At 61.3% G+C, this 12,496-nt stretch carries 10 protein-coding genes; 2 read left to right on the forward strand and 8 right to left on the reverse strand.

Annotated elements, in window-relative coordinates; translation table 11 throughout:
• The first annotated feature begins 14 nt into the window (after positions 1 to 14).
• Positions 15 to 1,022 carry a zinc-dependent alcohol dehydrogenase family protein gene (locus FHW92_RS00190; RefSeq protein WP_172249104.1) on the forward strand — a complete coding sequence of 336 codons (1,008 nt, stop codon included), beginning with the start codon at positions 15 to 17 and terminating at the stop codon, positions 1,020 to 1,022.
• Between the two features lie 43 nt (positions 1,023 to 1,065).
• Here the strand turns inward: FHW92_RS00190 and FHW92_RS00195 are convergent, their stop codons facing one another.
• The 5 genes from FHW92_RS00195 to FHW92_RS00215 form a co-directional block, all read right to left on the reverse strand.
• Positions 1,066 to 1,563, reverse strand: a complete 498-nt coding sequence (locus FHW92_RS00195; protein ID WP_168601193.1) for a hypothetical protein — start codon at positions 1,561 to 1,563, stop codon at positions 1,066 to 1,068.
• A gap of 85 nt (positions 1,564 to 1,648) precedes the next feature.
• On the reverse strand, positions 1,649 to 3,037 hold the full coding sequence (locus tag FHW92_RS00200; protein WP_168601227.1) for a PLP-dependent aminotransferase family protein: 1,389 nt from the start codon (positions 3,035 to 3,037) through the stop codon (positions 1,649 to 1,651).
• 41 nt (positions 3,038 to 3,078) lie between these two features.
• Positions 3,079 to 3,417, reverse strand: a complete 339-nt coding sequence (locus tag FHW92_RS00205) for a hypothetical protein (protein WP_168601228.1) — start codon at positions 3,415 to 3,417, stop codon at positions 3,079 to 3,081.
• A gap of 1 nt (position 3,418) precedes the next feature.
• A complete protein-coding gene (locus FHW92_RS00210; protein ID WP_168601229.1) occupies positions 3,419 to 3,844 on the reverse strand; it encodes a DUF983 domain-containing protein in 426 nt (141 codons plus the stop codon).
• A gap of 420 nt (positions 3,845 to 4,264) precedes the next feature.
• Positions 4,265 to 7,147 (reverse strand): TIM-barrel domain-containing protein, encoded by a 2,883-nt coding sequence (locus tag FHW92_RS00215; protein WP_168601230.1) that lies wholly within the window; start codon positions 7,145 to 7,147, stop codon positions 4,265 to 4,267.
• A gap of 443 nt (positions 7,148 to 7,590) precedes the next feature.
• Here FHW92_RS00215 and FHW92_RS00220 point away from each other — a divergent pair, with 443 nt between their 5' ends.
• Positions 7,591 to 10,116 carry a TIM-barrel domain-containing protein gene (locus tag FHW92_RS00220; protein WP_246869907.1) on the forward strand — a complete coding sequence of 842 codons (2,526 nt, stop codon included), beginning with the start codon at positions 7,591 to 7,593 and terminating at the stop codon, positions 10,114 to 10,116.
• 31 nt (positions 10,117 to 10,147) lie between these two features.
• Here the strand turns inward: FHW92_RS00220 and gloB are convergent, their stop codons facing one another.
• From gloB to FHW92_RS00235, 3 genes are all read right to left on the reverse strand, one after another.
• Complete coding sequence (gloB, locus tag FHW92_RS00225; RefSeq protein ID WP_168601232.1) at positions 10,148 to 10,930, reverse strand: hydroxyacylglutathione hydrolase; 783 nt, start codon at positions 10,928 to 10,930, stop codon at positions 10,148 to 10,150.
• Complete coding sequence (locus tag FHW92_RS00230) at positions 10,927 to 11,223, reverse strand: ribbon-helix-helix domain-containing protein (protein WP_168601233.1); 297 nt, start codon at positions 11,221 to 11,223, stop codon at positions 10,927 to 10,929. The genes gloB and FHW92_RS00230 overlap by 4 nt, the downstream gene beginning before the upstream one ends.
• 204 nt (positions 11,224 to 11,427) lie before the next feature.
• A complete protein-coding gene (locus tag FHW92_RS00235) occupies positions 11,428 to 12,321 on the reverse strand; it encodes a transporter (protein ID WP_168601234.1) in 894 nt (297 codons plus the stop codon).
• Positions 12,322 to 12,496: the final 175 nt, after the last annotated feature.

Below are 12,496 nucleotides of genomic sequence, written 5' to 3' on the forward strand. Positions count from 1 at the left end.
CAGGAGATACCCCGATGACCCATACTTCCACCATGCTCGCCGCCATCGCCGATACCGCCAATGGCCCTTTCACTCTGCGCACCGTCTCCCGGCCCACCACTGGCGCGGGCGAGGTTCTGATCCGCGTCCACGCCAGCGGCACCAACCCGCTCGACACCAAGATCCACGCGGGCGAGGCCGCTCATGCCCGCCGGCCGTTGCCCGCCGTGCTGGGCATGGATGTGGCGGGCGTGGTGGAACAGGTTGGCGCGGGCGTCACCGGTTTTGCGCCTGGAGATGAAGTCTATGGCCTGATCGGCGGTGTGGGCGCCCTGCCCGGCACGCAGGCGCAGTATGTCGCCGCCGATGCCCGCCTGCTGGCGCATAAGCCTGCAAACCTGACCATGCGCGAGGCGGCGATCCTGCCGCTGGTGGTGATCACCGCGTGGGAAGGGCTGATCGACCGCGCCGCCATCCGCCCGGGTGACAGCGTGCTGGTGCAGGGCGGCGCAGGGGGCGTGGGCCATGTGGCGGTGCAGATCGCACTGGCCCATGGCGCCCGCGTGTTCGCCACCGCCTTTGCCGCCGATCACGATTACCTGCGCGCATTGGGCGCCACCCCGATCGACGCCGCGCTGGATGTGGACCTATACGTGGCCGAGCATACCGCAGGGCGCGGCTTTGACGTGGTCTATGACACCGGCGGCGGAGCGCTGCTCGATGCCTCATTCCGGGCGGTGCGGCGCTTTGGCCATGTGGTCAGTTGCCTTGGCTGGGGCGCGCATGCGCTGGCCCCGCTGTCCTTCAAACAGGCCACCTATTCGGGCGTCTTCACGCTGCATACGCTGCTGGCCGACGAAGGGCGCGCCCATTATGGCGAGATCCTGAGCGCCGCCGCCGCCATTGCCGAAGGCGGCCACCTGCTGCCCCGGCTCGACCCGCGTACGTTCACGATGGAGCAGATCGGGGATGCCTATGACGCGGTGATCGGCCGCAATGGCGCCCGGCGCGCGCAGGGCAAGATCGCCATCACCGTCGCCTGATGCACGCTGGTGGGGGCATTTCCCGCGACAGGTTCAAAACGCCTCAACGCACAAAACTGAACCAACCGGCGGCAACATTACCATAGGCCCACGCAAGCGCGCTGACGGTCACCGCGATGCTGAAATAGATCTTTTCGCGCAGCAGGGAGTCGCGGCGGCGGATCAAAGCATCACGCAACGCCTCGATATGCTGAATGCTTTCCTCCTCAAGGGCGTGGCCGGCTTGTCCGAGGCGATCATACAGATCGGCCTCGGCGGTCGGCTTCGCCACCAGAAACACCGCCAGCGTAAGCACGAAGGCCAAGGCGCCGCCGGTTCCGCCCACAGCCCTGTCGCCCCAGCATCCGGCGTAAACAATCCCGATCAGGGATAAGGTGAGGGCGATCAGCATCGTTATGAAAATGCGCAATTCGCTGGTCCATTGCGCGTCGGTGCCTTCATCTTTCCGATCCTGATCGTAATGCCATTTGACGGCAAAGAACATGGCGGTGCCGATGACACTAGCCTTTACGATCAGCAATATTACGGGAGCCCAATCCATCACGACGTCCTAACAAAGTTCATTGAGGGTGAGGTTTGGAACCGTGTCCTCACCCTCCCATATTCCGACATATCGGCCCAGAGTATCAGACCAGATTGATCTTGCGCGGTGCCTGCGGACCAATCAGGGCAGACAGCAGGTTGAGGCCACGTCGCAATTGATCGCGCCCTATCGCTCCGCCAACCGAAACCCGCATGGCGGCAGGCCTGCTTGATGATTTTTCGGCCGCGAAAGCATCACCGGGGATCGCGGCCAGGCCATGCTGGCGCAGCGCATCGCAAACATGGCGAGCATCCAGATCCTCCGGCACTTCGACCCACAGGTGATAGCCATAGTCCTGCGCGCGGAAGCTGCCCGGCGAAAGGCTTTCCCGCACGATATCCTGTCGCAGGCGGGCCTCGGACCTTACCTCGTCAATCAGCTTGTGGAACAAGCCGCCCCTGACCCAGTCCGTGACAATGGCGGCATTGAGCGGCGGCGCCATGATGGCGGTTTCATGCATATCGGCGGCCAGTCGCCACGCGCCCGCCACATTGGGTGCGCGCAGCCACGCAACGCGCAAGCCGGGGGTCAAGACTTTCGAAACGCTCGCGATGTGCCAGCTTTGATCGGGCACATAGGAGGTGATCGGGGGTAGAGGATGGTCTGGCAGCCAGCCATAGGCATCGTCCTCGATCAGCAGCAGATCGTGCTTTTCAATCACTGCGGCCATCGCCTGCCTGCGGGCATCAGGCATGGTGATGGTGGTCGGATTGTCATTCGTCGGTACGAGGTAAATGCCCTTCACCCCGCCGCCCGCGCAAGCCTGGTCCAAACTGGCGGGATCCATGCCATCGGCATCCGAGGCGATGACCTGCAACGTCACGCCAAACCGCCGGGCCAGCGCGAGCAATCCAGGATAGGCATGGGCGCAGACCGCAAGCCTGTCGCCCGACCTGAACTGGGCGCTGAAGATGGCATGAAGCGCATTCTGACCACCCGCCGCCAAAAGCACGGTGTCCTCGCAGCAGGCAATGCCGCGCGCCATGAGCAGTTCGGCGCCAGCCCTGCGCGCCGACGGAGCACCGCCGCTGCGCTGATACTGGAGGGGCGCCGCGGCCATGTCGGCGCTGAGCAGACCCGCCACACTGTCGCGAAAGGCCTGAGCAAGCGTGCCGCCAAAGCCTTCGGGCGGGGCGTTCATCCCGGTATCGCCGGGATCGTCAGCGGAAATCGACGGAGCCGTTTTATCCCGGGCCTTCACATAGCTGCCACGGCGGCCGCTACCCTCGATCAGACCAAGCCTTTGGGCCTCTCCATAGGCGCGGGTTACGGTGGTCAGATCCAGACCAAGCAGATCAGCCAGCGCCCTTTGCGGCGGCAGCCGGTCGCCGGGCGTCAGAACCCCCGCCTCGATGGCATTGGCCAGAGATTGGGCAATCGCCAGGTATTTAGGGCCGCTCGCCGCGTTAATGTCGGGCGTCCAATCGGTCATTATGAGGTTCCAACCTTTTTGCAGGCATTTTGCATGGATCATCAGTCCCGATGATTGAAAACGGGGCGGCCCGCAAGCACGTTCCTCGCCATTTCCCCAGCATCATGCAACGCGAGCATGCCGCCCGGCGTCGTGTCATCCCAAAGGCCGGGATCGGCATATTGCCGCAGCGCTGATTCATAACGGCCAATGCGGGCCGTTTCATGTTCCAGCAGTGCCGCAGCGTCCGCGATCTCCGGAAAATCTTCTGCCTGGCCGGCGCGGATCATGGCAGCAAGATCTGACCTGTTGATCGCATCATACACTTTTGCAACCAGATGTGCGGCCAAAGTCAGTGCGTTACCGTCTGTCGCAGCAAGATCGACATTCTGCGTCTGCATGTCAATCAGCCTTGTCCTCGGCGCGGGCATGCAGTTCGGCCCACAGCCTTTCGGTGCCTGCCTCCTTTGCGTGATTGACATAGGCCGAGGCGACCAACCACCCCTTGATATAGGGCAATGGCAAGATACAGCCGAGCATCATCAGCGGAAGCGATGTGACCAGATGCACCCAGTAGGGCGGATCAAACGCCACCTGAAGCCAGACAACAAAAAAGGACAGCGGAAAGGCCACGATGCAGAGCGAAAAGAACGCCGGGCCATCGTCCGGCGCGGCAAAGTTATAATTCAGCCCGCAATTGGGGCAGCGGTCCTGCAGCTTGAGCCAGCGCTTGAACATGGATGCCTTGCCACATTTGGGGCAACAGCCCTTCATGCCGCAACGAAAAATCCATTTTCCTTTATTTTCAACGAGATTTGCGGGCTTCATCGGCCATATCCCTTAGAGGGGCACTGATTCTGCATCCCACTTACAATGCATACATAACACATGCAATAATCCATACGTTATGAAGGCAAAATTTCACATCATGGTTCCGAGAGCATTGTCGTTCAGGACAGAAAAAGCCGCTCAGGACCAACAAGCCCGAGGCAGCGCGAAACCAGCCGACATCGATTGTACGGCACGTTGCCGGGCGCGCGGGCCAGCCTGCCCGAACCGCCCCCCTGATGTGACCGACCTGTCACGGACTTGCCAGCCACCGATACGGGCCATTCCTTCTTGATCCTCAGGTCTCGTCCCGAAAAGCATCATCCGGCCGCCGTGCGCCACGACGGTGGATCACGTCAGACCTGACGAAAGCCTTCAACAGAAGCACGAGGGCCTGCTTCAACGGAAAATAATTTCCGGTCACAGACGGACGGACAACTTCTTGCCTGAGTATTGAACGCGCCGAAGGAACGATGCGGGCGCCAATCCTCCCGCCGGGTTTGGGCGGATTAGCGCAATATTCAAAATCCGCCTTTTCACCATGCCGGGAAAAGCACCCTGTCTTGCGCCGATGATCAATGTGCGGGTGCGGTCGTGCCAGACCAGTTCGGTGGTGGCGCGCTGCCCCTTCTCATAGGCATAGGTTTCGCCGTCATCGTCATAGAGTGTGAATCGGGCGTCCGCGCCGGGATAGATGCGGATGTCCAGCAGAGCGTCCGGCTTTTGGGTGGCATATTGCAGCACCGGTCCCATGGGCAGGATCGACCCGGCCCGCACATAGAGCGGCACCAGATCAAGCGGAGCCGGACGGGTTACCCTTTCGCCGCCCCGCAAGCGCTGCCCGCTCCAGAAATCGTACCAGTCCGCGCCTTTGGGCAGCGTGGTGGTGACGTTGAAATCCGCAGGACCCGTCACCTCGCCGCTGCCATCGCTGGGGCGGCGCCAGGCAAGGCGCAGCGCGCGATTGCCATCGCCGTTGAAGTAATCAATGCCGATCCTCACCCTCTGCCCCTTGGCCAGCGTGAGGCGTTTGCCGGTATAGCGCAAGGTGCCCTTTCCCCAGCGGCTGATCACCGTCTCGCCATCCAGCGTCAGGCGATAGCCATCATCGCCTTCCAGCCCCAGTTCATAGCTTCCCGCCTCAGGCGCGGTAAGCGTCCCGGTCCAGCGGGCGGAGAAATGGCTGAGGCCGGAAAGTCCGCCCGGAATCTCGGCCAGCGGGGGATCGGGCCAGGTATGGTCCAGCCTGGCGTCGATGGCGGTGCCCTTGGGCGTTTCGAAGTTCTCGCCCTCAAAATACTGGACGGCAAGACCCGGTTTGCCATCCGGCGTCGTCAGGGCTTCGGCCGGAACCGTGGCGGGCGGGGGCGGCTGGATATGGATCATCGCGCGCGTGACCGGGTGGACCAGCAGCGAGGAACCGAACATGAACTGATCGTCGATGGTGTCGAGCGCCCGGTCGTCGGGAAAATCCATCATCATCGGGCGCATCATCGTGCCCCCCGCATGAGTCACATTCCACGCAAGGCCATAGATGTAGGGCATCAGACGATAGCGCAGCTGCGTGCTCTTCAGCAGGGAATCATACACCTGAGGGTCGAGCGTTTTGAAGCGCCATGGCTCGCGCTCGACATCGGTGCCGTGGATGCGCATCAGCGGGTTGAAGGCGGCAAATTGCAGCCAGCGGGCATAGAGTTCGCGCCAGCCCGCGTTCTGTTCGCCGCCGGGAAAGTCGGAGACGAAGAAGCCGCCGGTGTCCTGTGTCCAATAGGGATTGCCGGTGACGGTGACGTTGATCCCGCCCGCCACCTGCTGCTTCAGCGTTTTCCAGCTGGCAAAGATATCGCCGCTCCATGATGCGGCGGCTGTGCGCTGCGCCCCCGCCCAGGCCGAGCGGGTAAGAGTAAACACGCGCTTGTTGCTGGTGGCGCGCTGGCCGTCATAGGTGCCCTGCGTGGTCATCAGCGAATAAGGGTTGAGGTAGCGCGTGAAATCACCCAGCGCGTTGGCCCCCAACGCCTTGGTGTCGCGGATGTTGTCGGCCGCATTCCACATGGCGCTGGAAACCTCGACCTCGGTGCCGTCCATCCACAGCGCATCGACGCCCTTGTCCAGCAGGCCCGATTTGATGTGTTTGAAATAGATCCGGCGGGCGACGGGGCTGTAGGCGTCATAAACCCGCGCATGTTTGGAAATCCAGTGCAACGGGGCAAAGCGCAAATGCTGCGCGTCCAGCTCATGCGCCAGCGCCGTATCATCACCTACCGAGGGCCAAATCGACACCATCAGTTTCATATGCATGGCGTGAAGCTGGCGCGTCATGCCCTCGGGGTCGGGATAGCGGGTCTTGTCCCAGATCATCCCGCTCCAGGTGCCGTCCTTGTCGCCGCCCCAATATTGCCAGTCCTGCACGATCGTATCGAGGGGAAACTGTTCTTTGCGAAAGGTCTGCGCGATGTCGAGCAATTGCGCCTGCGTCTTATAGCGCTCCTTGGACATGAACAGGCCCAGCATCTGTTTGGGCACCATCGGCGCATCGCCGGTCAGACGGCGATAGGCGGCCACCACATCGTCGGGCGTCTGTCCGCCCATGAAATAGTAATCGACACCGCCCGGCGCGCTTTCGGCCCATAGCGATGCGCCGCCCGCGTCATCCTTGAACCGCATCTGGGAATAGGTGTCCCACAGGATGCCATAGCGGCGCGAGGACATCATCACCGGGATGATGATCCCCACATTGGTCTGTACCAGCAAAAGGTCGCTGCCGCGCCGGTTGGAGCGATCATCGGCGGTGAAGCCAAAGCCATAGATCGCCTCGTCGCCTTGCAGGGTGAAGCGGTTGGTGGCCTCGTAGCTGGGGGCGCCCTCGATGGTGACGGGTTTGACCGTTTCGGGCGCCGCGGCATTCTCGGCGGTATAGAGTTTGCCCGATGCGTCCATGAAACGCAGCGCGCCGGTAGCCTTGCTGACCTCGATGCGCAGGCGGGGGGTGATGATGGTCAGCGTGTCGGGTTTTTCCGCGACGGTGAAGGGCTGGGGCGCCGGAGGCCGCACCACGACAAGGCTGGGCGCCGTCCAGTAATTCCGGCCGAGATTGGCATTCACCCGCACCGTATCGGGACCATAGAAGAGGATGTTTTTGGTCAGCCCGTGCAGGTGAATCTGCACGCCATCGCTGAGCAGCTTATAGGCAAAGGCGTCCCCCGCCTCCGCTTCCACGGCCAGCAGATGGCCGCGCGCGTCAAGGCCGCTTGCCGCCTGAGATTTTGCCGGTGCCGGCAGGCTGGCCGCAAAAGCCATCATCAACACTGGAATCCAGACGGAGCCCCGCCGAAGCCTGCCAACATCCGTTCCCATAGCGCATGGCCTCTTATCTCTATTGCCAGAGCATGGTATCGCTAACAAACTCGCTGTCAAGGCTTACTCATATGCGGGGGCAGCGAGGTGCGGTGCTCCACTTTGAAAGTTATGATTGTTCCATTCCCACTTTGCGAAACTTTATCTGTCGGCGCTTATGACTCTTTGCTTCGCCTTGGCAGGTATGGTAACGCTACCCAAAGAGAGTATAACAGTACTACCTGCCTAAAACAAAACCATATCGTGTGTTGAAGAGAGGAAATATGGTCAGGTCACTCAGTCGTCGCAAACTCTTGTCTGCCGGGGTTGCGGGCGCGACACTGGCCGCACCTGGCATGCCTTTGTTGGCAAACCCGGCCCGAGGCCGCGCAGCAGATCTCTTGCTGCCGATGGCCGACGGTCTGCTCCAGATTGCCGCGCTCAGCGACCGGGCTTTCCGCATCCGTTTTGTGCCGGGACAGGCCGCTCCCGCCATGCCCGTCAGCGACATTCTGGCGCCCCTCCATGACAGGCCAAGCCCGGCTCGGCGTAAAGAGAGCAATGGCGCCATCCGGCTGGAACTGCCCCACATCCGCTGCGAGGTGAGGCCGGACAGCGCCGCGCTCCGCTTTTTTGATCGCAACGGGGCGCTGCTGCTGGCGGAAAGGCCCGGTGGACGCAGGCTTGCCCCCGGCATGCTGGGCACAGAACGGGTTTTTTCGGTCGAACAGGCTTTCGAATCCCCCGCCGATGAACATCTCTACGGCACCGGCTGTTTTCAGGACGGCCATCTCAACCTGCGTGGCCTGCCGCGCCGGTTGACGCAGGTGAACACCCAGATCAGCCTGCCCTTCCTTCTCTCCAGCAAGGGCTACGGCCTGCTCTGGCACCAGCAGGGGATGAGTGAGATCAACCCGCCTGACCGCCCCATCGCGCTGGTGCGGCAACAGCAGGATGGCGCCGCCCAGTTGGCCGATGTCACCACCACCCAAGGCAATGCCCGCGTCGCGCGTCGAGAGGCGGTTTTTGAGGGTCGTTTTGTCACCGACCATGAGGGGCCCCATGCCTTCCTGCTCGACATCGGCCAGAAGATGGCCTCGCGCCACCATGTCGAAATCGACGGCAGGGTTCTTACCGATCACACCAATCTCTGGCTGCCGCCCACGGCGGGTTTCATCGCCCATCTGGGCGCCGGCGAGCACAGGGTGAGAGTGATCGCCGATGACAAGGACACACCCTCGCTGGCCTTTGCGCCGGTGGATGAGAGCACGCGGTGGCGCTCTCCCGTGGCCGAGGCGATCGACTATGTGGTGATCGCGGGCCCCTCGGCGGCCGAGGTCATGGCCGGTTATCGCGCGCTGATCGGGATAACACCCATGATGCCGCTCTGGGCGCTGGGCTATATCCATTGCCGCGAAAGGTTCCATTCCTCCGACGAGATCATAGAGACCGCGCGCGAGTTCCGCCGCCGCCGCCTGCCTGTCGACATGATGGTCCAGGATTGGCAATATTGGGGCCAATATGGCTGGAACGCGATGCGTTTCGATGAAAGCCGTTATCCCGATCCGGTGGGCCTTTGCCGGACCCTCCACGACATGGATATGCGCTTCATGCTCTCGGTCTGGTCAAAGGTGTCGCGCGAGACCGATCTGGGCCGACAGTTCGCCCAAAGGGATTTCTATATCCGCGACACCGACTGGGTCGATTTCTTCAACCCTCAGGCCGCCTCGTTTTATGCCTATAACCAGAACCGGCGCCTGGCCTCGCTGGGCATCGACGCATGGTGGCAGGATGCCACAGAGCCGGAGAATGACGATCTGGTCGGCCGCCATACCGCCGCCGGGCCGGGCGAGAAGGTCCGCCTGTCCTATCCCCTTCAGGTTTCGCGCGCGGTCTATGAAGGCCAGCGCCGCGCCGCGCCCGACAAGCGGGTGATGATCCTGACCCGATCGGCCTTTCCGGGCCAGCAGCGCTATGCCGCCGCCACATGGTCGGGCGATATCGGCCATGACTGGGAAACGCTAAAACGCCAGATACCCGCCGGGCTCAACATGGCGGCGGCGGGCTATCCTTATTGGACGGTGGATGCCGGGGGCTTCTTCCGCCCCGGCAAGGAGCAATACACCGACCCTGCCTATCACGAACGTTTCCTGCGCTGGTTTCAGTATGCCACCTTCCTGCCCCTGCAACGGGTGCATGGTTATATGACCGACACCGAATTCTGGCGCTATGGCGATCAGGTGGAGAACGTGGCGCGGCGCTATCTTGAACTGCGCTATCGCATGCTGCCCTATATCTATGCGCTGGCGGCGCAGGCCCATCAGGTCGGAATGCCGGTCCTACGCCCGCTGGTCTTCGATTTCCCCCACGATCCCCAAGCTCTTGGGCAAAGCCACAGCTATATGTTCGGCCCCGCGCTGCATGTGGCGCCGGTGCTGGCTCCGGACGCCGCGTCATGGCCGGTCTATCTGCCCGCCTCGACCGGGGGCTGGTACGATTTCTGGACTGGCTCTCGCCGGGCCGGGGGGCAGGTCCATCAGGTGGACTGCCCGATTGAGCGGATCCCGCTTCATGTCCGCGCGGGCAGCATCCTTCCGCTGGGGCCAATAGTGGAATCGAGCGCGCACGCGTTGGGCAAGGATCTCGACATCGTGGTCTTTCCCGGCCGCGACGGCGCAATGATGCTCTACGAGGACGATGCCCTCAGCTATGCCTATGAGCATGGTGAGAGCGCAAGTACGACTTTGATCTGGCAGGATGCGAAACGCGTTCTGAAAATCGGCCCGCGCGTGGGCCGATTTTCAGGCATGGCAAATCAACGGCGCTTGCGGATCAGGCTGGCCGGGGATGGTACCTGCGCAATGGAAGCGCCGATGTTTCATGACATCCTCTACACAGGGCAAGCCATAGATGTAGAACTCGGCCGAGGTCATTGACGAAGCCATCCGGTTCGTCGCGCTACGGCAACTATGATCGAAAGTCGTTTTTCAGTTCGCGAAGTTCGCGAAATCGGTCCACCTGTCTTTCGACACACTGCTCAGCCAACGGTAATCTCAGAAAGGGGTTCGTGCGCTTCTCAAGGCCGATGGTGCTCGGCACCGTAGAGCTTACCCGATGCATCACTATGGCCTGCGCCCGTGCCGTGACCTCCCTTTCTGTCTCGTCCCCCAGGCTCAAGGCAAAACTTGCATTGCTGAACCCATACTCATGGCCGCTGTAAACTCTGGTCTCATCGGAAAGCTCCGCAAGCCTGCGCAGGCCGCCCCATGCCGTCTGCGGTGTTCCCTCGAACAGGCGTCCGCATCCCATGGTGAACAGGGCATCGCCCGTAAACACGGCCTCCATTCCTGGAACGTGGTAGCTCAGACAGCCCAGCGTGTGCCCAGCCGTGTCGATGGCATGGATCACCAGCCCTCCCAGAAAAATCACTGTTCCCCCACGAATGCCTATGTCGATCCCCGGTATGCGCCTGCGCTCGGCGGCCGGCGCGATAATGCGTGCCCCGGTCGCCTCCTTAAGCGCAACGTTTCCCCCGACATGGTCATCATGCCAATGCGTGTTGAGGATATAGGTAAGCCTCCATCCCCTTTCTTCCAGCACCTCCAGCGCCTTTGCCGGATCGGGTGTGTCGATCGCTACGGCCCGGAATGACGCGCTGTCGACCAGCAGGTAACCGTAGTTATCCGCAAGGCAGGGGAACTGGACAATCTCCCCCGCGTCAACGCGCATGCCCTGATGGAGTATCGTCATGCCGTCTCCTTCAAACGCTCACAGCAGCCTGTCCGGCTTCCTGACCCATAATACAGGGCCATCACCCGCAGGCAGGATGCGAAATTGGGAAGGTCCGCCCCGGACTGGCGCACTTCGTCATGCAGGATGGTCACGAGACGGCCCAGACTCTTGCCCTCTGCCTCCGCCATGGTTTCCAGAATATCCCAGAAGCCCTTTTCCAGCCGAACAGAGGTGGAATGACCGTGGATGCGCAATTTGCGCGTGGCAGGACTATAGCTGTCTGACGATGTGTGGCGATACAATCGACACATGGTTTTTTCTCCCTGAACCACGCGCCTGCAGGGTAATCCCGATCTTGTCCGGCGCTGGATCGGGGGATTGCTATCAAGCTTCGTGCCAATTCCGCTGCGCACGGATCGCACAGCAAATTCGCAGCGCCCGCCCGCCCTGCGGCCCACGGGCCGACGCTGCGTGAGACACATGTGTGTCAACTTGTATCGGTTTGTTCCGAAGCGTCAAAAGACATACAGCGTGCGGACCAGCACCCCGACATTCTGACTGAAGCCGCCGCGAACGTCGAACTGATGATTGACTTCGCCCATCAACTGGACCCGGGGCGTGATGAATTTGGAGGCCACCAGCCGCGCTTCGTCGAAATGCGTGCGATTGCCGTTATCAACGCCGTCCAGCCGCTGCTTGCCGCCGCGCATGCCCTGATACCCCGCTGACAGGGTAAAGCCATGGGCGAACTTGCGGTTGAGGAAGGCCTGAAACTGCATCGTTTCCGACTGAGAAAGCCGCTGACCTCCGCCCAGCCCGGCTTCGGTATTGGCGCTGTAGAAGATCAGATCGGCGGTAAGATCGACAGACCATTTTTTGCCGATGCCTTGCGACAGGGCAATCTGGGGATCGAGCGCGACACGGTGATTACCCAGATTGACCACGCGCGTCTTGTCATAGGCTCCGGTGGGCAGCGTGGCGTAGAGCGTCACGCCAAAGTAGGTTTGCTTTTGAACATCGTTGATCGGCCAGACCGCTGCTGCCAGAATGGTGTCGCCCAGGCCCGAACTCGAATTCAGCCTCTGCCCCCCGAGCCGCGCGTTATTCAGCGAGCCGAAGGGCTGGAGTACCTCGACCAGAGCCAGTGTCTTGCCGATATTGAAATAATGCGCCAGCCGCGCGATGCCCAGTTCCAGATCAAGATTAGTGCCATCCTTCACGCTCGGCCCCGCGACCGGGACGAACTGGTCATGATTGGCATAGAGCGCATAGCCCAGAAACACCGTAGTCCCTGGCGGCGCGGCCACGAATTCCTGCGGTTCAAGTTCGGTTGCCCGCGCTTGCCCACAGAAAAATCCTGCCATCGCCAACATGGCCGTCACGGCGATAGGACGAACAATCCACTTCATAACATCCTCCCATTTTCTTTGCAGGAATGGAGAGAATGTCGCTATTTTTATCCAAGTCTAAAAAATAATCGAATATTTCACAAAGCATTATATAAAAGTTGCCATAATGAAACACGATTACTCATCATAATACTTCATTTTTCAATTGTGGATTTGTTGCAGTAAAGATTTACTG

The organism is Novosphingobium sp. SG707, assembly GCF_012275515.1.
Taxonomy (GTDB): Bacteria; Pseudomonadota; Alphaproteobacteria; order Sphingomonadales; family Sphingomonadaceae; genus Novosphingobium.